This is a genomic window from Sterolibacterium denitrificans (assembly GCF_900174485.1).
Classification (GTDB): domain Bacteria; phylum Pseudomonadota; class Gammaproteobacteria; order Burkholderiales; family Rhodocyclaceae; genus Sterolibacterium; species Sterolibacterium denitrificans.
The window spans coordinates 322,111-342,984 of record NZ_LT837803.1 but is presented as its reverse complement, the minus strand read 5'-3'; the positions used below and the strand labels follow the sequence as shown (position 1 = coordinate 342,984).

Below are 20,874 nucleotides of genomic sequence, written 5' to 3'. Positions count from 1 at the left end.
TGCGGCGCTGATCTTGGAGAAAGCCATTCGAGAGGAGTGCTTGCACTCCTCTTTTTTCATCCGGAGAACACCATGACGGAAGCGCTGAAACAACAACTGCAGGCCGTGGCCGCCCAGCTGACGGCGCTCGATGCGCCCTATGAACTGGCCGAAATCACGCACGATGGACGGAACTGCCGCATCTACAGGAATGCACCCGCCAATCTTGCCGTTCTGATCGAGCAGGGGCGCGGTTTTGCCGACAAGGAATTCCTCGTCTGGCAGGATCAGCGCTTGAGCTACGCCGACTTCTATCACCAGGTCGATGCGCTGGTGGTGGTGCTGCGTCGGCAATACGGCATCCGGCAGGGCGAGCGCGTGGCCATCGCCATGCGCAACCGCCCCGAGTGGATGGCGGCATTCGCGGCGGTCATACTCTGCGGCGCCGTCGCCGTGCCGCTCAACAGTTGGGGCCAGCGCGAGGAGTTGCTGCATGGACTCACGGACAGCGCGCCCAGGCTGCTGTTCTGCGATGCCCAGCGGCTGGCGCATGTCGCCGCCGATCTGGCGGCGTTGCGGCTGCCGGCCATCGTCGTCGATGCCGGCGAGAATCTGCCCGCCGGCGTCGCCGATTACCGAACCGTGCTGGACGCCGCGCCGACCGGCGCCAGCTTGCCGGCCATCGACATCGCCTCCGACGATCTGGCGATGATCATGTACACCTCGGGCACAGCCAGCCTGGCCAAGGGCGTGGTTTCGACCCACAGGGCCATGTGCCAGGGCATCGTCAATATGGAATATTTCGGCGCGCTGTTCGTCATGACTTCGCCCGAACGATTCGGCGCGATGATGGCGGCGGGTTTCGAGATGACCACCCTGATGGCCGTGCCGCTGTTTCACTCCAGTGGGCTGCACGCCCAGTTTCTTTCCGCCCTGCGCACCGGCCGGCGCATCGTCATCATGTACAAATGGGATGTCGGCGCGGTGCTGGAGATCATCGCAGGCGAGCGCATCACCCAGCTTTCCGCTTCTCCGGCAATGATGCTGCAGCTATTCGGCGATCCGCGCTTCGACCGGAGCGATACCCGCAGTCTGGCCTGGGTCGGCTTTGGCGGCGGCATGGCGCCGGATCCGCTGCTGGATCTGGTGGCCCGGAAGAAGCCGCAGGCCATGGCCGGCATCGGCTACGGCCTGACCGAAACCAATGGGCCGTCGAACGCCGCCACCGGCGAAGCCTTTGCCTGGAAGCCGCGCAGCAATGGGCCGACTTCGCCGATTTTCGACGTGCGCATCGTCGATGAAAACGGCCGGACCCTGCCGCAGGGCGCGCGCGGCGAAGTCTGGATACGCGGCATCACGCTGATGCAAGGCTACTGGAACAGGCCCGAGGCCACCCGCGAAGTGCTGCAGGATGGCTGGCTTCACAGTGGCGACATCGGCTATTTCGATGAGGATGGTTTCCTCTACATCGTCGATCGCATCAAGGACATCGTCAATCGCGGTGGCGAGAAAATCGCCAGCGCCGAAATCGAATCCGTCCTGCTGCAGCACCCGGCGATTGCCGAAGCCGCCGCCTTCGGCGTCTCCGACGACGGCTACGGCGAGGCGCTGGCCGTGGCCGTCCATCTGCGGCCGGGCATGTCGCTGACTGCCGAAGACGTCCGCAACCACGTCGCCGCGCACCTGGCCGCCTACAAGATCCCCGGCCATGTCGTGTTCCATGACGATATCCTGCCGCGCAACGTCGTCGGCAAGGTGCTGAAACGCCAGTTGCGCGACGATTTTGAACGCGACTGAGGCCGATTGCCCGACCGGCCTTCGACCGTCGGCGCGGGCATCCATGGGACTGGCTGCATACGCAAGGTAAAATCGACGCTTTGGCATTTCTGCGAGGCTGCCATGGCGTTCCGTCTACCCAGGCTGAAGACCGTATTGTGGTCTGTCGTTGTGCTGGTCGTTGTCTGGCTGCTGTTTGCCTGGCAGGCCTTGCCGCACATACTGCAGAGCCAGGCGGTGCGTTTCGTTGCCGAAAAAACCGGGCACCGGCTGAGTCTGGATTTGCCCGAGTTCAATCCCTTCGAGCTGCGCCTGCGTCTGGCCAATCTGCGGCTCGACGATCCGCAGGGGCAGCCGCTGCTGGCTTTCCGCGGCCTGGAAGTCGATCTGTCCGCCGCCAGCATCACGCGGCGGGCGCTGGTTTTCGACGGCATCCGGCTGGATGGGCCGGAAGCGACCGTGGCGCTGCAGGCGGACGGCAAGCTCAACTGGTCGCCTTTTCTCGATGCCCTGAAAAACCCGGAAGAAACGCCCGACGGCGACTTGCCGCGCATCGATGTCAAGCGTTTCGTGCTGGCGGCCGGCCGCCTCGATTTCAGCGACGCGCAAAGCGGTTTTTCCACCCGCGCCGAGCCGCTGGATTTCGAGCTCGGCGAACTGTCCACCCTGCCCGACGACCAGGCGCCAGGCCATTACAAGGTGGAAGCGCGCACGGCGCTGGGCGCCCGCGTGCTCTGGCAGGGCGCGCTCACGCTGCAGCCGGATGCGCGCATCGATGCCCAGGGCAGGCTGGCGATCGAGGAACTCGATCTGTCCCGTCTGGCGCCCTATCTGCAGGATCTGCTGCCCACGCCGCCAGCGGGCGTGCTCGCCGTTGCCACCGATTACCGCGCCGCTTATGCGGCCGGCCAGGTCGATCTGCAACTCGAACACCTCGCCGCGCAATTGTCCGGTCTGCGCCTCAAGCCCATGGCGCGGGGGCCGGAGATCGTTGCGCAGCACATCGCCGCGCAGAACGGCCGTTTCGATCTGGCCAGCCGCCGGGTGACCCTGGATGCGTTGACTCTCGATGGGGGCGAAGTGCATCTGCCGGCCGCCGCGCCGCTGCGCATCGACAACCTGACGTTGAGCGAGGCGCAGGTCGATCTGGCCGGCCGCCGCGCCAGCCTTGCCCGCGTGGCCTTGCAGGGCGGGCAGGTCAAGCTGCAGCGCGATGCGCGCGGGCGGCTGGATCTGCTGGCGGCCATCGCCGCATTGCAGACGGCGGGCAGCGGTGGAGCAGCGGGTAAATCATCCGCATCGTCCGCATCATCCGCTCCGGCTGCCGCGCCGCCTGAAGCCGGGACGGCGACCGGGGAAGTTGCCGCGCCCTGGCAGTTCGACATCGCCGAGGTGGCGCTGGCCGGCGTCGAGGCGCAGTTCCGCGATCTCGGCGTCAAGCCGGTGGCCGATCTGGCGCTGCAGGACATCAGCGTGAATGTCAGCGGCGTTTCTTCCGACCTCGATCGGGCGCTGCCGTTGAATGCCCGCCTGCGCGTGCGCGAAGGCGGGCAACTGGAAGCCAGCGGCGAAGTGGTGCCGGCGACGGCCGCGGCCGTGCTGAAGTTCAAGCTCGGCGGCCTTGCGCTGCAACCGGCGCAACCCTGGCTGAACGATGTCGTCAAGCTGCGGCTGGCCAGCGGCAGGCTGGATGTGGATGGCGAAGTGAGCAACGCGGCCGGCGCGCGCGGCCCGAGCTTCAAGGGCGGTTTCGCGCTGCACGATCTGCGCCTGATGGAAAGCGAGGGTGGCGCGCGCTTCCTCGCCTGGAAGCAGTTGAGCACGCGCGATCTGAAAGTCAGCGGCGAACGCCTCGACATCGGCACGCTGCTGCTCGACGGTCTGGACACCAAGCTGATCATCGCGAAAGACAAGCGTATCAACGTCAGCCAGATCCTCAAGTCATCGCCGCCAGCGTCGGCGCCCGAGGCCGGGAGCGGGGCGGCACCGCCGCCGGCCGCCGCCGGCAAGCCTTTCCCGGTGAACCTGACGCGCCTGCGCATCCGCAACGGCGCGCTCGACTTTGCCGATCATTCGCTGGCATTGCCGTTTGGCACGCGCATTCATCGTCTGCAGGGCAGCATCAACGGATTGACGACGCGTGCCGGCGCGCCCGGCCGCATCGAGCTCGACGGCCAGGTCGACGAATACGGCCTGGCGCGCGCCGTCGGCCAGATCGACCTGGCGCAGCCGACCGAGAATACCGACATCAAGGTGATCTTCCGCAACGTCGAGATGAGCAGCCTGACGCCCTATTCGGCCACTTTTGCCGGGCGCAGGATCGAATCCGGCAAGCTTTCGCTCGATCTCGAATACAAGATCAAGCAGCGCCAGTTGCTGGGCGACAACCAGGTGGTCATGGACAAGCTGACGCTGGGTGAACGCGTCGACAGCCCGACGGCGAAGAGCCTGCCGCTGGATCTGGCCATCGCCATCCTGCAGGACGGCGACGGCCGCATCGACCTCGGCCTGCCGGTGTCCGGCAGCCTCGATGATCCGCAGTTCAGCTATGGCGGCATCATCTGGAAGGCGATCCTGAATGTCTTCACCAAGATTGCCACGGCGCCCTTCCGCATGCTGGGTTCGCTGCTCGGCGGCGACGGCGAGAAATTCGAGAGCATCGCCTTCGAGCCGGGTGCGCAGAGCCTGACGCCGCCCGAACGCGAGAAGCTGGCGCAGCTTGCCGACGCGCTCGGCAAGCGCCCGACGCTGACTCTGACCCTGCATGGCACATATGCCGAAACCGATCGCGTGGCCCTGCAGGATCGTCAGTTGCGCCGAGCCATCATGCGCCTGGCCGGCCAGCAGGCGGCGAAGGACGCGGGCGATTCGGGTTCTGATCCCGACCCCGGCCCGTTGACCACCGGCAATCCAAAAATCCAGGATGCGCTGGAGAAACTTTATGCCGAACGCTTCGGCAGCGGCGAACTGGCCGCGCTCAAGGAAGGCTTCCGCAAGGCCAATCCCGGCGCGCTGGAAGAAAGCGCAGGCAGCCGGATGCTTTCCCGGCTGGGTGGCCTGATGCGCGAGCAACGCGTGCTCGGCGAGGATGAAATCAGCCGGCTCAAGGGCGGCGATTTCTACGACATTCTGTTCGAGCAGTTGCGCGCGCGCGAAGCGGTTGCCGACGAGCGTCTGCTGGCCCTGGCCCGGACGCGCGGTGAAAAGGCGCTGGCCGCGCTGCTGGCTGCCGGCGCGCCGGCAGATCGCGCGACGCTGGGCGCGGCGGAAAAAATCGAGGCGGAAGGCCGGGAGATACCCTTGAAACTGGCGTTGGCTGCGCAGGCAGCCGCAGCCACAGTACCGCCGGTACCCGCGCCGGCGCCATGAAGCGCGCTGCCGGAGCGGCTTTGCCATGCCTGAATTGCCCGAAGTCGAAGTCACCCGCAGAGGCATTGCCGCGCCGCTGATCGGCCGCCGCGTCTGCGCCGTCGTCGCGCGCGTTCCGCGCCTGCGCTATCCGCTGCCGGCCGGCTTGGCGGCGCATCTCGTCGGCCGCAGGCTGCTCGACATACGGCGCCGCGGCAAATATCTGCTGCTGGATTTCGGCACGGGCCATCTGCTGCTGCATCTGGGCATGTCGGGCAGCCTGCGGGTGCTGCCGCAGGTGGCAGGGGCAGACGTAGCACCTGCGCAGAAGCACGATCATTTCGATCTGCTGTTCGACGGATTCACCTTGCGTCTGCGCGATCCGCGCCGCTTTGGCGCCGTGCTGTGGCTGCCGGCGGACGAGGCGGGCACGGTCGATAGCCATCCATTGCTGGCCGGGCTGGGTATCGAGCCGTTATCGGCGGAATTCACCCCGGCGTGGCTGTATGCCGCGACGCGCGGTTGCCGCACGGCGATCAAGCCGCTGCTGATGGACAGTCATCGGGTGGTCGGCATCGGCAACATCTATGCGTCGGAAAGCCTGTTTCGCGCCGGCATCGATCCGCGCACGCCGGCCGCAGGCATCGGTCCCCGGCGCTACGCCCGGCTGGTGCCGGAGATCCGCGCCACGCTGGAGGCCGCCATTGCGGCGGGCGGCAGCAGCCTGCGCGACTTCATCCACTCGGATGGCGGTTCAGGCTATTTCCAGCAACAGTATTTCGTCTATGGCCGGAGCGGCGAACCCTGCCGCGTCTGCGGCCGGCCGATCCACACGCTGCGGCAGGCGCAGCGCGCGACCTTCTATTGTGGACATTGCCAGCGGCGCTGAGTGCAGGACTCAGGGGCGCTGGCGCGGGCACTCACTTGTCGGCCGTCAGCTTGAGGAATTTATCCATCAGCTGTTCCTGGTTTTCGACGTGCTTGGGGTCGTTGGGAATGCAGTCGACCGGACAGACTTCGCGGCATTGCGGGGTATCGAAGTGGCCGACGCATTCGGTGCATTTGTTCGGGTCGATTTCGTAGATTTCCTCGCCTTGCGAAATCGCGTTGTTCGGGCATTCCGGTTCGCACACATCGCAATTGATGCATTCGTCGGTGATCATCAGGGACATGGCGGTATCCTTTTTCAGTCTTTCTTCGGGTCTTGCTGGGTCAATAAGAGTTTTTGCGCGATTCGGTCGACGATCAGGGGCGGCACGAATTTCGCGACCTCGCCGCCGAGCAGGGCGATCTCGCGCACCATGGTGGCGGAGATGAACATGTATTTCTCGGCAGGGGTGAGGAATACCGTTTCGACATCCGGATAGAGGATGCGGTTCATCCCCGCCATCTGGAATTCATACTCGAAGTCGGAGACGGCGCGCAGGCCGCGCAGGATGATGTGCGCATCGTGTTGCTGAAGGAATTCCATCAGCAGGCAGTCGAAGCCATAGACCTCGACGTTGTCGTGTTCGGCCAGTACCTCGCGCGCCATGTCGACGCGCTCGTCGAGCGTGAAGAACGGCCGCTTGGCCCGGCTTTGGGCCACGCCGACGATGACCCGGTCGAACAGGCGGGCAGCGCGGCGCACGAGATCCTCGTGCCCCTTGGTCAGGGGATCGAAGGTGCCGGGATAGACGGCGATTCGGTTGGGCATGGCTGCTCCAGTAATTGATAAAACACCTGTCCGGCCTGCGCGCGCTTGACGCTGCGCCACGGCCCCAGGGCATCCACTGCATGCTCGGCTTCGACGTACAGCCGCGCATCGGGTTTTGCTGCCCGCGCCAGCAGGGGAGCGACTTGCTCGAGCCAGCCCTGACGATAGGGCGGATCGAGAAACAGCAGATCGTACGGTTGGCTCACGGAGGAGAGGAATTTTAGCGCATCTGCGCGGATCAGCTCCAGCCGGCCGGCGGCCTGGCCGGGCGCCAGCGCGGCGGCATTCTGCTGCAGCATGCGAAAGCAGACGGGCGCCTGCTCGACGAAAGTGACCTGGGCGGCGCCGCGCGAGGCCGCCTCGAAACCGAGGATGCCGCTGCCGGCAAACAGATCGAGGCAGCGCAGGCCGGCAAGATCATGGCCCAGCCAGTTGAACAGGGTGATGCGCACGCGGTCCGGCGTGGGCCGCAATGCCTGGGCCTGCGCCTGGTCGCTGACCTTGACCAGACGGCTGCGCCACTCGCCCCCCGTGATGCGGATTCGCGCCATGATCCGGCCCTGACGCCCGATTCCTGAGTCTGACTGCTCAATCCGCCGCCACGATCACCGTCACCAGATGTTCCGGTTGCACGTGGCGGGCGAAGGCCGCGCGCACCTGGGCGGCGGTCACGGCGGCGATCCTGCGCGGGTAATCGTCGAGGTAATCCAGCGGCAGGTCATAGAAGCCGATCGTCGCCAGATGGCCGAGGATCTTGGCATTGCTGTCGAGTTTCAGCGCCAGGCCGTCGATGAGATTCTGCTTGGCGGCCTGCATTTCCTTTTCCGTCGGGCCGTCCTTGAGGAAGGCGTCGAGCGTGGCGTTGACCAGTTTGATGGCTTCGCCAGCCTGCTCGCGCTTGGTCTGCAGGCCGATGCCGAACGGACCTTCGAGCTTGCGCGGTTCGAAATAGCTATACACGCTGTAGGCGTAGCCGCGCTTCTCGCGCACTTCCTGCATCAGCCGCGAGACGAAGCCGCCGCCACCGAGGATGTAATTACCGACTTGCAGCGGGAAGAAATCGGCATCCCCGCGCTTGATCGCCGGCAGGCCGATGTGGATGTGGCTTTGCATGGCCGGATGCGGCACCTTCACGGTGGCCGCGGCCGGCAGGGCGACGGCCGGCAGTTCGGCGGCCGCCGTCGCGGCGGGCAGGGCGTCGCTCAACTGCGCGGCGATGGTTTCGGCCTCGGCGCGCGTCACGGCGCCGATGATGGAAATCACGGCATGCGGCGCGCCGAAATGGGCGCGCCAGTAACCGACGACATCCTCGCGCGTGATGGACGCGATGCTGGCGACGGTAGGCACGGCGCCATAGGGATGATCCGGATAGAGCGCCTGCTGGAAGCGTCGGGCGGCAATCGCCGCCGGCCGTGTTTCGGCTTCCTCGATGGCGGCGGCGGCCCGGGTTTTTTCGCGCTCCAGCGCGGCCGCCGGGAAGCTCGGCGCCGTCAGCATGGCACGCATCAGGGCCAGCGCCGCCGTGCGTTCCGGCAGGGTTGCCAGGGTGCGCAGGCTGAGGCCGGCACGGTCGATGTCCGCGCTGCCGCCGAGGCTGGCGGCAAGATCGGCGAGTTTCTCGGCGATTCGTTCTTCGTCGTATTCCCGTCCGTCCAGCGTTGCGCCGCTGTCGAGCAGGCCGCTGGTCAGCGCGGCCAGTCCCGCCTTGCCGGGCGGATCGAAGGCGCTGCCGGCGCCAAAGTCGATGCGCACGTCGAGGATCGGCAGCGCGGGGCTGGCGACGAAATACACCCGCGCGCCGGAAGGCGCGGCCCAGTGTTCGATCTGTATGCCGGCATGCGCGGAAACCGGCATCACCAGCAGGATGGCAAATGCCGACAGAAATTCGAGAAAGATTTTTTTCATGATGGGATTCCGTGTGTTCCTGTTCCGTGGCCAGGCGCGTCAATGCAGGTGTGCGGATGCCGCAGTGCGTTCCGCCCTGGCGGCCGCTTCCTCGCTGATCGGCTGGGGGTCCAGCGTGGCGACGGTCAGCGTGTCGTCGACGAAATACTTGCGTGCCACGGTCTGCACTTCGGCGGTGGAAACCGTGCGCAGTCGTTCGATCATGCGGTCGATGTCCTGCCAGCGCATGCCGATGACTTCCAGCATGCCGATTTCCATGGCCTGGCCCATCATCGAATCGCGCTTGTAGATCTGTCCGGCGATGGCCTGGTTCTTGACGCGCGCCAGTTCTTCCTCGGTGACGCCCTGTTCCTGGATCGCGCGGATTTCGGCGCGCAGCGCGGCTTCGAGTTCGGCGACACTGCGTCCTTCGGCCGGCTGGCCGTCTAGCATGAACATGGACTCGCCGCGCAGGGTGGCGTCGTAGCCGGCGCCGGCGGACTGGGCGACCCGGCTGCCGCGCACCAGGTTTTTTGACAGGCGCGAGGCTTCATGGCCGTCGAGCACGGCGGCCAGCATTTCCAGCGCGTAGGGATCGCGATCCCGGTTCACATCGACGAGCTTGGGCGTCTTCCAGGCCATCATGAGATAAGGCAGTTTGGCCGGCGCCTTGACGTTGATGCGCTTGATGCCCAGTTGCTGCGGCTCGGCCAGCGTCCGCCGCTCGGGCAGGGCGCGCGACTTGAGGCGGCCGTAATGCTGCTCGGCCAGTTTGAACAGCGCCCGGTGATCGACGTCGCCGACCACCACCAGGGTTGCGTTGCCCGGCGTGTACCAGCGCTTGTACCAGTTTTCGGCATCCTGCCAGGTCATGTGGCTGAGATCGTCCATCCAGCCGATCACCGGGCGGCGATAGGGATGCACCTGGAAGGCCGTGGCATTCAGGCGTTCGTAGACCAGCGCCTGCGGATTGTCTTCGGTGCGCATGCGCCGTTCCTCCATCACCACCTTGAGTTCGGGCGCGAACTCCTTGGGATCGAGCTTCAGGTTGGCCATGCGATCGGCTTCCAGCGCCATCATCTCGGGCAGCGCGCGCTTGGGCACCTGCTGGAAATAGGCCGTGTAATCGCGGCTGGTGAAGGCATTGTCGCGGCCGCCGACCGCCGCCACCCGCTTGGAGAATTCGCCGGGGCCGACTTTTTGCGTGCCCTTGAACATCATGTGTTCGAGCATGTGGGCCAGGCCGGAAGAACCATCCTGCTCATCCATGGCGCCGGTGCGATACCAGACCATGTGCACGACGGTGGGCGCGCGACGATCTTCCTTGACGATCACGCGCATGCCGTTGTCCAGCGTCTTCTCGAAGGGATTGGCCAGGGCCGCCGGCGCCAGCGCGGTGCCCAGCAGTGTCGTCATCAGCAGCGGCAAGGCGTAACGGTGCAAGTGGGTTGGTATCATGGGCAATGTTAAAATTCGCGTTTGATGTTCAGCGATTCGTGCAATCGCAGCGTCGGACAACAGAACAGCAGCGGCATCATAAGGTCATCGGCGATGCCGCGCCAGTTGTGGATGATCCGTACGGACATCCGGACATCCTTTGAAGCCTGACGACATGTTTAGTTTCCTGAAGAAGAAATCCGAGAACGGCGATACGCGGCCCGATGCGCAGGCCGAGGCCGGGCAGGCACCGCAGATTGACGCTGCCGCAGTGGTGACAGGAGCAACAGAAACAAGGCCGGGATGGAAGGAGCGCCTGAAAAACGGTCTGGCGCGCACGCGCAGCCAGCTCGGCGGCCTGTTTGGCCGGACGAGGATCGACGACGAACTGCTGGAGGAGCTTGAAACCACGCTGCTGATGGCGGACGTCGGCGTCGATGGCACGCAGTATCTGCTCGACGAACTGAAAAAACGTGTCAGACAGGACGGGCTGGAATCGCCCGCGCAGTTGCAGACGGCGCTGACCGACATTCTCGAAGGGTTGCTGAAGCCGCTCGAGGCGCCGCTCGATCTGGCTGCCCACAAACCCTTCGTCATCATGCTGGCCGGCATCAATGGCGCCGGCAAGACCACTTCGATCGGCAAGCTGGCGCGGCATTTCCAGGCGCAGGGCAAGTCGGTGCTGCTCGCCGCCGGCGACACCTTCCGCGCCGCGGCGCGCGAGCAACTGGCCGCCTGGGGCGAGCGCAACAATGTGGCGGTGATCTCCCAGGAATCCGGCGATCCGGCCGCCGTGGTATTCGATGCCATCAACGCCGCCAAGGCACGCGGCATCGACGTGGTGCTGGCCGATACCGCCGGCCGCCTGCCGACGCAACTGCACCTGATGGAAGAGATCGCCAAGATCAAGCGGGTGATCCAGAAGGTCGACGCCACCGCGCCGCACGAGGTGCTGCTGGTGCTCGACGCCAACATCGGCCAGAACGCGCTGGCCCAGCTCCAGGCTTTCGACAAGGCGCTCGGCGTGACCGGCCTGATCGTCACCAAGCTCGACGGCACGGCCAAGGGCGGCGTGATCGCCGCCATCGCCCGCCAGCAGCCGGCCGGCAAGCCGCTGGCGCTGCGCTACATCGGCGTGGGCGAGGGCATCGAGGATCTGCAGCCCTTCGTCGCCCGCGAATTTGCCAGCGCCTTGTTCGGGACGGACTAGGTCTGGGGTCCGGGCCACAGGGAGGAATGCCAGCACATGATCCGCTTCGAGCATGTCAGCCGCCGCTACCCGCCTGAGCATTTCGCGCTCAGCGACGTCAGCTTCGATGTGGCTGCCGGCGAGCTGGTGCTGATCAGCGGTCACTCGGGGGCGGGCAAGACGACCCTGCTCAAGCTGATCGCCGCGATGGAGCGGCCGACCGGCGGCAACGTGCTGGTGAATGGACAGAATGTCGGCACGCTGAAGCGCAAGGCGATTCCCTATCTGCGCCGCAATCTGGGGCTGGTGTTCCAGGACCAGAAACTGCTGGCGGATCGCAACGCCTTCGAAAACGTCATGCTGCCGCTGGCCATTGCCGGCTTTCCGCCGCGCGAAGCCGCCAGCCGCGCACGCGCAGCGCTCGACAAAGTCGGCCTGCTGGCGCGCGAAAAGGCGCTGCCGGTCAGCCTCTCGGGTGGCGAGCAGCAACGCCTGTCGATCGCCCGCGCCGTCGTCAATCGTCCGAGCATTCTGCTGGCCGACGAGCCGACGGCCCATCTCGATCCGCAGACCGCGCGCGATGTCGCGGAAATCTTCGGCGAATTCCACCGCGTCGGCGTCACCACGCTGATCGCCACCTACGACCACGAGCTGTTCATGCCGTACAACTCGCGCCAGTTGACGCTCGATCATGGCAGGCTGCTGACATGAGCGTCTGGCTCGCCCAGCATCTGAAAGCCCTGCACTGGGCCTGGCAGCGTCTGGCCGCGACGCCGGTCAATACGCTGCTCTCGCTGCTGGCCATCGGCATCGCCCTGGCCTTGCCGGCCGGCGGTCAGATGCTGCTCGACAATACCCTGAAGTTCGTCCGCAGTACGTTCAGCAATAGTGGAACGACGGCCAGCACCACACCGCAGATTTCCCTGTTCATGCGGCTGGACGCCGAGCGCGGCGCGGCCGATGCCATTGCCGGTCGTCTGCAAAAACATGCCGCCGTGAAGAGCGTGCACTTCGTCGCGCGTGAAGCGACCCTCGAGCGCATGCAGGCCGACCCGGGGCTGCGCGACATCATCGCCAGCCTGCCGAAGAATCCCTATCCCGACGCCTTCATCGTCAGCCCGCAGGACGACAGCCCGGAGGCCATGGAAGCCCTGCGCGCGGAGTTGAGCGGGTGGCCCCAGGTCGAACACGTCCAGCTCGACTCCGCCTGGGTGCGCCGTCTCGATGCCATGCTGCGCCTGGGCCGGCTGGGCGTCACCCTGCTGGCCGCGCTGCTGGGCGCCGGACTGATCGCCATCACCTTCACCACCCTGCGCCTGCAGATACTCGCCCGCCGCGCCGAGATCGAAGTCTGCCGCCTGCTCGGCGCCACCGACGCCTTCATCCGCCGGCCGTTCTACTACTTCGGCTTTCTGCAGGGACTGGCGGGCGGCCTCGTCGCCTGGCTGATCGTCTTTGCCATCACCCAACTACTGCGCGAACCGATTGCCCAACTCGCCGGCCTTTACGACGCCACCTTCATCCTGCATCCGCTGTCGATCCAGGATACCTTGCTGCTGCTGGCACTGGCCTCCGCCCTCGGCTGGTTCGGCGCCGCCCTCTCGCTCGGCCGCTACCTGCGCGACGATGCTTCATGACCTGCCCGGTTCGACATTTTGTCGCCCATGCAGTAGGCAAGCCCTTGATTGATGCTAGAATCGCCGGCCCGGAGAGGTGGCAGAGTGGTCGAATGTACCTGACTCGAAATCAGGCGTAGGTGCAAGCCTACCGTGGGTTCGAATCCCACCCTCTCCGCCAGTTTTTAGTAAATTCAACAGGTTGTGAGATTACCACAATAAAAGCCTCGTTGAATGCCGGATTGGATGGCCGGCCTTTCTGATCCATCCGATCCGAGTAAGACAAAAGCCGGCTAAGTAAGCCGGCTTTTGTTGTTTACGGCGCTGCCTTCCATGGATTGATGGTGATCACCTCGGCGGCCTGGAAAGGATAGCCTTTGTTTTCATCCGCGGCATGCCTCATTCGATCGGCAGCACCAGACGGAAGCAGCCCTGGCTGCCAAGCACCGCCGTCAGGCTGCCGCCGTGGGCTTCGGCAATGGTGCGGCTGATTGCCAGGCCGAGACCGAGGCCGCTGGATTTGGTGGAGGCGAAGGGTTCGAAGAGCTGGTCGACGATGGCGCTGGAAATACCCGGGCCGCTGTCGGCGACTTCGATGACGACCCGGTTACCGCTTTCGATGCGGGCGCTCAGGCTGACCCGGCCGGGCGCGTGTGGGGATGCGGCGACGGCCTCGCAGGCGTTGGCGAGCAGATTGCGCAGGACCACGCCGAGTTGCAACGGGTCGCCATGGATGGTCACGGCGGGGATTTCGCCGATCTCGAACGTCATGCCGGTCAGCGCGGCTTTCTCGCGGAAGGGTGTGACGACCGAGGCGATCAGTTCGCCGAGGGCGAATTGTTCGAGCTTGGTCGCGCCGGTGCGGAAGAAATCGCGCAGGCGGCGCATGACCAGCGCGGCGCGTTCGGCTTCACCGATCATCCGGTGGATGACTTCATGCAACTGTTGTTCGCTGCCGCCGCGCTGCAGCAGTTGCTGGCAGGCGGATCCGTAGGCGGACAGCGCGGTCAGCGGCTGGTTGAGTTCGTGCGCCAGGGCGCCGGCCATTTCACCGGCGGCGGCAAGCCGCAGGGAATGGCGCAGCTCGGTGGCGGCGCGGCGCTGTTCGTCCACGCTGGCGCCGATCAGAAAGCCCACCAGGGCGAGCAGGAAGGTGCGCATTTGCAGCTCGAACAGCGTGATGTCCGTGGCCTGCTGCAACAGGCCGCCGAGCAACAGGCCGATCTGCAGCAGGGCGATACAAAAGATGGCGCCGGAAAGTCCCTGGCGCGATGCGGCCCAGACCAGTGGCAGGAACAGTACGTAGAAATAGCGGTAGTTGGCCTGGGCGCCGGGGACGAAGGCGATCCACAACATCAGCAGGGTGAAGCTGGCATAGGCGAAGGTTTCGCCGCGCAGGAGTGTCTTGCGGAACAGCAGGCGGCGCGGTTCGTCCTGCAGCCACCACAACACCGGCAGGGTGACGAAAATGCCCACGCTGTCGCCGATCCAGAAATGCATGATGGCGTTCGCGCATTCATCCACCGTCAGCAGGCCGGCCAGCAGCAACTGGGAGATGAACAGCAGGCTGCTGATCAACGAGCCGGTCACGATGATCGTCAACCAGACCAGCAGGCCGCGCCGATCGGAAAACAATCCACTGTCCGGAAAATGGCGCTTGAGCAGCGCGGCGATGCCACCGTAGCTCAGCGTAAGTACCAGACTGAGCCAGAGCGTGACGGGCAGGCTGCCTGGCGAGCCGCGCACCGACAGCTCGCTGCTGACGATGGCGACGAACAGTGCCAGCAGGGCGTGGCGGCCACGCCGCATGAGGTACAGCAATCCCAGTGCCGGCGCCGGATTCCACAGCGTGACGTTGAGGTGGCGCAGGGGCGAGATATAGCTGGCCCAGTCCAGCAGGACGTAGAGCAGGACAAACGCCAGACTCCAGGCGATGTAGATCAGCGTCTGCAGCAGGCGTTGCGGCAATCCGGAAGTTTGCTTCATCCGGCCATTTTCGCGCATCACGCTCGCCATGACATGCCGAAGACACGTAAGGGAATCACTGATGTGGCTGCCGAATCCCTGTTATTGGCGGGTACCGATGTCTGTTTGCCGGGTCTGATCCCGTACGTGGATTCGCGAATTTTCAGGGTCGGCGGCATTCGTTACCATAACCGGCAATGAAACACCCGATTCACATGTCCAACTCCGGCTACGCGCCTGCAGACGGCGCGCGATTGAAGACGGCGGCAGCGACGTCGATGCTGCAGAAGTTGTTGATACCCGTGAAGAACGGGGAAGACGCCAGACAGGCCGTGGCCTATGCGATACGGCGCCGTGCCGAAGGGGTGCAGGTTGCAGTGTGCCTGCTGCATGTCGAAGAGTCCGGGCCGGGTGGCGATCCCGGCGTCGTCTGGCACGAGTTGCTCGAAAAAACGCGCCATTCCCGTCCCCGGCCGTTCGACATTGCGCTGCGCTTGCTGTTCGGACTGGATATCGATGTGGCGGCCTATGTCAGGAAGGGCGCCGTGGCATTTACCATACTCGATGCGGCGGAAGAGCTCGACTGCCAGGAAATCGTCATGCCGGCGCCGCATTCCGGGTTGCTCCCGTTCCGCTGGTTGTCGCGGAATGTCGTCGATACCCTGCTCGCGCGTCAGCGCTCGGTCCGGGTGGTGGCGGTCAACAGGGATGGCACCGTGCTGTCGGCGCGGCAGTAGCAGACGACGGTAGCTTGCTTACTCAGTGAGGTGAGGTGAGTTGGGGCGGGCGCGGGCAACCCGTCCGCCCGTTTTTTTCAACGCCTCGATCGGCCGGGTCGTTCGCAATGTGCGGTGCGCGTGTGCAATGCGTGCCGTACGGCGCGCTGCCGGCGTCAGCCGAATCAACATCAAGATGGAGGTAAATCAGATGAATGTCGGACTCATAGGTTTCGGCAAGACCGGCCGGGCGGTTGCCGGGGTATTGCTCGAATCGGACGCCGTCAATCTGAGCTGGGTGCTGCGGCGTTCCCAGGCCATGGAGCAGCGTTCGGTAGCCGAATTCCTGGACATCGAGAGCAGTTCGGATGCGGTCATCATGTCCATGGAAAATCATTCGGCAAAGGAGTTGCTGGATGCGCATCCGGTGGATGTCATCGTCGATTTTTCCTCGATCGACGGCATCACCTATTACGGCAACGAAGCCGCACGGCGCGGCGTCACCATCGTGACGGCGGTTTCGCAGTATCCCAAGGAGATGATCGGCTGGATCGCCAAGCTGGCGAAAAGAACCAAGGTGGTCCATTCGCCGAACATCACGCTGGGCATCAATTTCCTGATGATCGCCGCCAAGGTGCTGAAAAACATCGCACCCGAGACGGATATCGAAATCATCGAGGAGCATTTCAAGGACAAGCCGGAGGTTTCCGGCACGGCCCGCACCATCGCCCGGCATCTGGCGATCGAGGACGAATCGATCAAATCGGTGCGTGCCGGTGGCATCATCGGCACACACGAAATTCTCTTCGGTCTGCCCAACCAGACCGTGCGCCTGAAGCACGAGTCGATTTCGCGCGAGGCTTTCGGCAACGGCATCCTGTTTGCCCTCAACAATCTGCCGCAGCGCCGGACCGGGCTGTACACCATGGAAAATCTGCTGACGCCCTACTTCCAGTTGGGTAAATCGGAAATGGATTTCCGTCGCACCAAGACCACGCCCTGGTGGAAGATCTGGTAGATCCGGTGATTCCGGCAAGGATCGACTGCCATGCGCGGCAGTCGACGCTGCAGGCGGGATAATGCGGGTTTGTCCGCACGTTGTTGCCGCATTCTGCTGAACAAGGAAGTTTCATGAGCATTTTCTTCGAGCGACTCGATCACTGGCTGGGAAACTCGCCCGGGGCGCATGCGCTGCTGTTTCTGCTGGGCCTGGGCTTGCTGGCCTGGCTGGCGAACTGGCTGACCAAGCATATCCTGCTGCGCAGCCTGCGCCATCTGTTCCGGCTGTTCGGCATCGACAGGAACGAGCTGACGCCGCTGCACGTGATTGCCCGGCTGGCCAACATCATTCCCACCGTGGTGCTGATGCTGGGTATCCAGGCGGTGCCCGAACTGCCGGAAATGCTGGTGACGGTGGTGCAGAACGTCTGCAGCGCCTTCATCGTGCTGACCCTGGCCCTGGCCGTTTCCGGCATGCTGACGCTGGTCAACGAGGTCTATCAGCGCCGGCCGGATGCGCATCTGCGGCCGATCAAGGGTTATATCCAGGTGCTCAAGATCGCGATCTTCATCATTGCCGCCATCCTGGTCGTGGCGAACCTGATCGATCGTTCGCCGCTCATCCTGCTTTCCGGCCTCGGCGCCATGGCCGCCGTGCTAATGCTGATTTTTCAGGACACCCTGCTTTCGCTGGTGGCCAGCGTGCAGCTCGGTTCAAACGACATGGTGCGGGTCGGCGACTGGATCGAAATGCCCCAGTTGAATGCCGATGGCAGCGTGATCGACATCGCCCTGCACACGGTCAAGGTGCAGAACTGGGACAAGACCATCACCACCATTCCGACCAAGCGCCTGATCAGCGATTCCTTCCGCAACTGGCGCGGCATGCAGGAGTCCGGCGGCCGGCGCATCAAACGCAGCCTGTACCTGGACCAGCAGAGCGTGCGTTTTCTCAGCGAGGAAGAGCGCCAGCGGCTGAAGCGCTTCAGCTTGCTGTCCGACTATCTGGAGAGCAAGGAAGAGGAGCTGGCGAACTGGAATGCAAGGCTCGGAAAGGAGCGACAGGAGCAGGTGAATCAGCGGCGCCTCACCAACATCGGCACGTTCCGGCACTATGTCGAGCGCTATGTGCGCAGGCATCCGGGCATACACCAGGACATGATCCTGATGGTGCGCCTGCTCTCACCCACCGCCGATGGTTTGCCGCTGGAACTGTACTGCTTTACCGACACCACGGCATGGGTGCCGTATGAAGGCATACAGTCGGATATCTTCGATCACCTGCTGGCGATCCTGCCCGAATTCGGCCTGCGCGTGTTTCAGCATCCCAGCGGAGCCGACATGCGCACCTTGCGGCCGGCGCTGGCGCCTAGCCCAGGCGCTTGATGCGCTGCTCCAGCGCGTCGAGGCCGGCAGCCAACTGACCGACTTCGAGCGCAAACGCCTGAATGGCGGCCGGACTGGCCAGTACGGGCTGTTCCTCGCGGTAGTACTCCACCAGGTTCTCCGCCAGATTGCGGCTTGCCTGGCGCTGCCAGCCAAACCACTGGCCGAAGCCGCGACCGAGCCGCCGGGCGGCGACGTCGCCCACCAGCCGGCTCAGGTCTTCCTCGTGATCCCAGCGCAGGTTGCGCAGAACGAAGCCGAGGGCGTCGGCGAGATCCGCCGCACCGGCAATCTGCGCATCGCGCAGCGCAGCCTGCGGACCTTCCAGCGCCCGCCAGGGCGTGATCGGCGGCAGGTCGATGGTGACATCGAAGCGCTCCGCGCCGCTGGTGGCGAAATAGCCTTCGGCGTCGATGCTCAGCGTCAGCAGCAAAGGGGGCGCGGCAAGACGCAGTGTGCGTCCGGCAAACGGCGCCAGCCGCGCGCGCGCCCAGGCCGCGCCGGCGAGCAGGTGGTTGAGCGCCGAAAGGGCCGCGTGAGCTGCGTGATCGCGCATGCGGGCTGGCTTCAGTGGGGCTTGCTTCAGCGCTTCAGCGCATCGAGCATCAATGCGGCTGCTCGATGCCGGCAATCAGCCAGCCGCCGCTGCCGTCGAGCGGACGCGCCAGATGCCAGACCTCGTCGAAGCTGGTCGGCGCGGCGTCGGCCGAGCCATGGGATTCGCGGATCAGACCGGAAAACTGCACGCTGGCGATCTGCCGGCCGGCTTCTTCGCTGACGTCGAGCAAGACGGCATCGAGCTGCATCACGTCGGTCTGCTGCGCCGCGCTGCCGCGTTCCTGATGCTGCAGGCGGATTTCGGCGAAGACTTCCGGCGTGGTCACTGCGCGGATGTCTTCCAGGTTGCCGGCGTCATTGGCTGCCTGCAGGCGGATGAAGTTGAGCTTGGCCTGGCGCAGGAAAGCCTCGCCGTCGAAGTCGCTGGCATTGCCGGCGGTAGCGTTGTCTGTGTTGCCTGCGTTGCCGGTGCTGCCCGCCGGCGCGGTCAGCGGCTCGAAATGTCGCGGCGCGGCGCCGTAATTGCCGGCATGAGCAGCGGCGGGTTGGGGTTGCAGACGCGCCGTGCTGCGGTTGCTCAGGCGGCGTACGATCAGGATGACGGCGCCTGCCGCCAGCAGCATGAGGATGAGCGAACCCATTTCCGCGCCGATCCCGAGATGAGAGAACAATGCCGCCAGACCCAGGCCGGCGGCCAGACCGGCCATGGGCCCGAGCCAGCGCTGCATGCCGGAAGCCGCCGGGGCCGCTGCGCCGGCGGGTTTGGCCGGCGCGGGCTGCTGGGCGGCTTGTCTGGCCGGCTGCGCCGGTGCGGGTGTGGCATTGCGCTGCATCATGCTGCTGTTGCGCTTCATGCCGAAGGAAGCGCCGCCGCCAAGACGGCGTGCCTCGGCATCCGGTATGGACAGGCTCAGACCCAGGGTCAGGATCAGCGCAAGAATGGGAAAACGTCGCATGAAAACCTCCGAAGACAAAATGCAAAATGGAAAAGGAATGAAAATTACGGAAATTCAACCGTGAAAGAAACGGCGGTAATGCTTCGACTCTGGCAGCCCGCCCTGCCCGACTATCCGCCGCGCAGGGCGTGGCGCAAGAATACGCGCGAGGTATGCCGTTGCTTGCCGGCTTACAGCTTGTAGCCGCGATGCAGGGCGACCACGCCGGCAGACAGGTTGAAGAATTCGACCCGCTTCAGTCCTGTCTGTTCCATCATCTGCTGCAGGGTCTCCTGATCGGGATGCATGCGGATGGACTCGGCCAGGTAGCGATAGCTGTCGGCATCGTTGGCGACCTTCTGGCCCAGCCAGGGCAGGATCTTGAAGGAATACAGATCGTAAGCGGCGGTCAGCGGTTCCCAGACGCGGGAAAACTCCAGCACCAGCAGGCGTCCGCCGGGCTTCAGCACGCGGCGCATTTCGGCCAGCGCCTGGTCCTTGTGCGTCATGTTGCGCAGGCCGAAGGCGACGGTGACGCAATCGAAATAATCGTCGGGAAAAGGCAGCTTCTCGGCATCGCACTGGGCGGTCGGCATGATCATGCCGTCGTCGAGCAGGCGATCGCGGCCGACGGTGAGCATGGCGTTGTTGATGTCGGTCAGCCAGACCTGTCCCGTGGCGCCGACGCGCCTGGCGAAAGCCCGCGCCAGATCCGCCGTGCCGCCGGCGACGTCGAGCACTTTCTCGCCCGTGCGCACGCCGGAAAGCTGGATGGTGAACCGCTTCCACAGACGGTGCAGGCCCAGCGACATCAGATCGTTCATCACGTCGTATTTCTTGGCCACCGAGGAAAAAACCTCGGCGACGTGGGCGGCCTTCTCGTTTTCGGCAACCTGTTTGAAGCCGAAGTGTGTTTGTTGTGCCTGAGGTATCTGTGGTTTGCTCATTTTTTGTGTCCGCAGTGGCCGCCGTGCGAGGCGCCATGTCTTTGAGGCGTCGTGTCGATGTCGCGACTGGCGCCGGCTGCCTCCAGGCGGGCGAGATAGTCCTGCCACAGCGCTTCCTGCTGGGCACCGAGCTTGTGCAGGATGTCCCAGGAATAGATGCCCGAATCGTGGCCGTCGGAAAACGTCGGCTTCACCGCATAGTTGCCGACGGGCTGCAGGTCGAGAATCTCGACATTGCGCTTGCCGCTTTGCAATATCGCCTCATGCGGCATGTGCCCGCGCACCGCCGCCGAAGGGCTGTAGACGCGCATCAACTCGAACGGCAGCGAGAAATGGCTGCCGTCATCGAAGCTCACCTCCAGCAACCGCGACTGCCGGTGTAGCTTGAGTTCGGTGGGATGCGGCGTGTTTTTGTCGAGTCCGGCCATGGGAACGCGATGGAA

General features: G+C 64.7%; 19 protein-coding genes and 1 tRNA gene. 10 read left to right on the top strand and 10 right to left on the bottom strand.

Annotated features, from left to right (window positions below; genetic code table 11):
* Nucleotides 1–72: 72 nt before the first annotated feature.
* From SDENCHOL_RS01505 to mutM, 3 genes are all read left to right on the top strand, one after another.
* The gene (locus SDENCHOL_RS01505; protein WP_067169226.1) at nucleotides 73–1,776 is read left to right on the top strand and encodes a class I adenylate-forming enzyme family protein; all 1,704 of its coding nucleotides are present in this window, start codon (nucleotides 73–75) and stop codon (nucleotides 1,774–1,776) included.
* A 102-nt stretch (nucleotides 1,777–1,878) separates the two neighbouring features.
* On the top strand, nucleotides 1,879–5,124 hold the full coding sequence (locus SDENCHOL_RS01500) for a DUF748 domain-containing protein (RefSeq protein WP_083522805.1): 3,246 nt from the start codon (nucleotides 1,879–1,881) through the stop codon (nucleotides 5,122–5,124).
* A 25-nt stretch (nucleotides 5,125–5,149) separates the two neighbouring features.
* Nucleotides 5,150–5,992, top strand: coding sequence for a bifunctional DNA-formamidopyrimidine glycosylase/DNA-(apurinic or apyrimidinic site) lyase (gene mutM / locus SDENCHOL_RS01495; RefSeq protein WP_154715755.1), 843 nt, complete (start codon nucleotides 5,150–5,152; stop codon nucleotides 5,990–5,992).
* Between the two features lie 31 nt (nucleotides 5,993–6,023).
* Here mutM and SDENCHOL_RS01490 read toward each other — a convergent pair whose 3' ends face one another.
* Genes SDENCHOL_RS01490 through SDENCHOL_RS01470 form a run of 5 tightly spaced genes read right to left on the bottom strand, consistent with a single transcriptional unit; the run spans nucleotide 6,024 to nucleotide 10,141 of the window.
* Complete coding sequence (locus tag SDENCHOL_RS01490; RefSeq protein WP_067169217.1) at nucleotides 6,024–6,275, bottom strand: YfhL family 4Fe-4S dicluster ferredoxin; 252 nt, start codon at nucleotides 6,273–6,275, stop codon at nucleotides 6,024–6,026.
* Between the two features lie 14 nt (nucleotides 6,276–6,289).
* Nucleotides 6,290–6,799 carry a pantetheine-phosphate adenylyltransferase gene (gene coaD, locus SDENCHOL_RS01485; protein ID WP_154715754.1) on the bottom strand — a complete coding sequence of 170 codons (510 nt, stop codon included), beginning with the start codon at nucleotides 6,797–6,799 and terminating at the stop codon, nucleotides 6,290–6,292.
* Entirely contained in the window at nucleotides 6,754–7,350 is a 597-nt protein-coding gene (rsmD, locus tag SDENCHOL_RS01480) for a 16S rRNA (guanine(966)-N(2))-methyltransferase RsmD (RefSeq protein WP_067169211.1), read from the bottom strand. The genes coaD and rsmD overlap by 46 nt, the downstream gene beginning before the upstream one ends.
* 37 nt (nucleotides 7,351–7,387) lie before the next feature.
* Nucleotides 7,388–8,704: a M16 family metallopeptidase gene (locus SDENCHOL_RS01475; protein WP_067169208.1), complete on the bottom strand. Its 1,317-nt coding sequence runs from the start codon at nucleotides 8,702–8,704 to the stop codon at nucleotides 7,388–7,390.
* A gap of 39 nt (nucleotides 8,705–8,743) precedes the next feature.
* Nucleotides 8,744–10,141 carry a M16 family metallopeptidase gene (locus SDENCHOL_RS01470; protein ID WP_067170626.1) on the bottom strand — a complete coding sequence of 466 codons (1,398 nt, stop codon included), beginning with the start codon at nucleotides 10,139–10,141 and terminating at the stop codon, nucleotides 8,744–8,746.
* 154 nt (nucleotides 10,142–10,295) lie between these two features.
* On the opposite strand from SDENCHOL_RS01470, the gene ftsY reads away from it, so the two are divergent.
* From ftsY to SDENCHOL_RS01450, 4 genes are all read left to right on the top strand, one after another.
* A complete protein-coding gene (gene ftsY, locus SDENCHOL_RS01465; RefSeq protein ID WP_067169205.1) occupies nucleotides 10,296–11,330 on the top strand; it encodes a signal recognition particle-docking protein FtsY in 1,035 nt (344 codons plus the stop codon).
* 36 nt (nucleotides 11,331–11,366) lie between these two features.
* On the top strand, nucleotides 11,367–12,020 hold the full coding sequence (locus SDENCHOL_RS01460; RefSeq protein ID WP_067169202.1) for a cell division ATP-binding protein FtsE: 654 nt from the start codon (nucleotides 11,367–11,369) through the stop codon (nucleotides 12,018–12,020).
* Nucleotides 12,017–12,946 carry a permease-like cell division protein FtsX gene (ftsX, locus tag SDENCHOL_RS01455; protein ID WP_067169199.1) on the top strand — a complete coding sequence of 310 codons (930 nt, stop codon included), beginning with the start codon at nucleotides 12,017–12,019 and terminating at the stop codon, nucleotides 12,944–12,946. The genes SDENCHOL_RS01460 and ftsX overlap by 4 nt, the downstream gene beginning before the upstream one ends.
* Nucleotides 12,947–13,016: 70 nt before the next feature.
* Nucleotides 13,017–13,106, top strand: a tRNA-Ser gene (locus SDENCHOL_RS01450).
* A gap of 218 nt (nucleotides 13,107–13,324) precedes the next feature.
* Here the strand turns inward: SDENCHOL_RS01450 and SDENCHOL_RS01445 are convergent.
* Nucleotides 13,325–14,911, bottom strand: coding sequence for a sensor histidine kinase (locus SDENCHOL_RS01445; RefSeq protein ID WP_160329875.1), 1,587 nt, complete (start codon nucleotides 14,909–14,911; stop codon nucleotides 13,325–13,327).
* Between the two features lie 194 nt (nucleotides 14,912–15,105).
* Between SDENCHOL_RS01445 and SDENCHOL_RS01440 the strand changes: the two genes are divergently transcribed.
* From SDENCHOL_RS01440 to SDENCHOL_RS01430, 3 genes are all read left to right on the top strand, one after another.
* Nucleotides 15,106–15,627 (top strand): universal stress protein, encoded by a 522-nt coding sequence (locus SDENCHOL_RS01440; RefSeq protein ID WP_172954962.1) that lies wholly within the window; start codon nucleotides 15,106–15,108, stop codon nucleotides 15,625–15,627.
* A 190-nt stretch (nucleotides 15,628–15,817) separates the two neighbouring features.
* Nucleotides 15,818–16,624, top strand: a complete 807-nt coding sequence (locus SDENCHOL_RS01435) for a 4-hydroxy-tetrahydrodipicolinate reductase (protein ID WP_067170623.1) — start codon at nucleotides 15,818–15,820, stop codon at nucleotides 16,622–16,624.
* A 113-nt stretch (nucleotides 16,625–16,737) separates the two neighbouring features.
* Complete coding sequence (locus SDENCHOL_RS01430; RefSeq protein WP_083522803.1) at nucleotides 16,738–17,991, top strand: mechanosensitive ion channel family protein; 1,254 nt, start codon at nucleotides 16,738–16,740, stop codon at nucleotides 17,989–17,991.
* On the opposite strand, the gene SDENCHOL_RS01425 is transcribed toward SDENCHOL_RS01430, so the two are convergent.
* The 4 genes from SDENCHOL_RS01425 to SDENCHOL_RS01410 all read right to left on the bottom strand — a co-directional run bounded on the left by SDENCHOL_RS01425 (nucleotide 17,975) and on the right by SDENCHOL_RS01410 (nucleotide 20,859).
* Nucleotides 17,975–18,547: a ubiquinone biosynthesis accessory factor UbiJ gene (locus tag SDENCHOL_RS01425; protein WP_067169190.1), complete on the bottom strand. Its 573-nt coding sequence runs from the start codon at nucleotides 18,545–18,547 to the stop codon at nucleotides 17,975–17,977. The two genes, SDENCHOL_RS01430 and SDENCHOL_RS01425, sit on opposite strands and share 17 nt — an antisense overlap.
* Nucleotides 18,548–18,596: 49 nt before the next feature.
* On the bottom strand, nucleotides 18,597–19,505 hold the full coding sequence (locus SDENCHOL_RS01420) for a Tim44 domain-containing protein (protein ID WP_067169187.1): 909 nt from the start codon (nucleotides 19,503–19,505) through the stop codon (nucleotides 18,597–18,599).
* Nucleotides 19,506–19,675: 170 nt separating this feature from the next.
* On the bottom strand, nucleotides 19,676–20,431 hold the full coding sequence (gene ubiE / locus SDENCHOL_RS01415) for a bifunctional demethylmenaquinone methyltransferase/2-methoxy-6-polyprenyl-1,4-benzoquinol methylase UbiE (protein WP_067169184.1): 756 nt from the start codon (nucleotides 20,429–20,431) through the stop codon (nucleotides 19,676–19,678).
* Nucleotides 20,428–20,859: a gamma-butyrobetaine hydroxylase-like domain-containing protein gene (locus SDENCHOL_RS01410; RefSeq protein WP_067169181.1), complete on the bottom strand. Its 432-nt coding sequence runs from the start codon at nucleotides 20,857–20,859 to the stop codon at nucleotides 20,428–20,430. Before SDENCHOL_RS01410 ends, ubiE begins: the two co-directional genes overlap by 4 nt.
* Nucleotides 20,860–20,874: the final 15 nt, after the last annotated feature.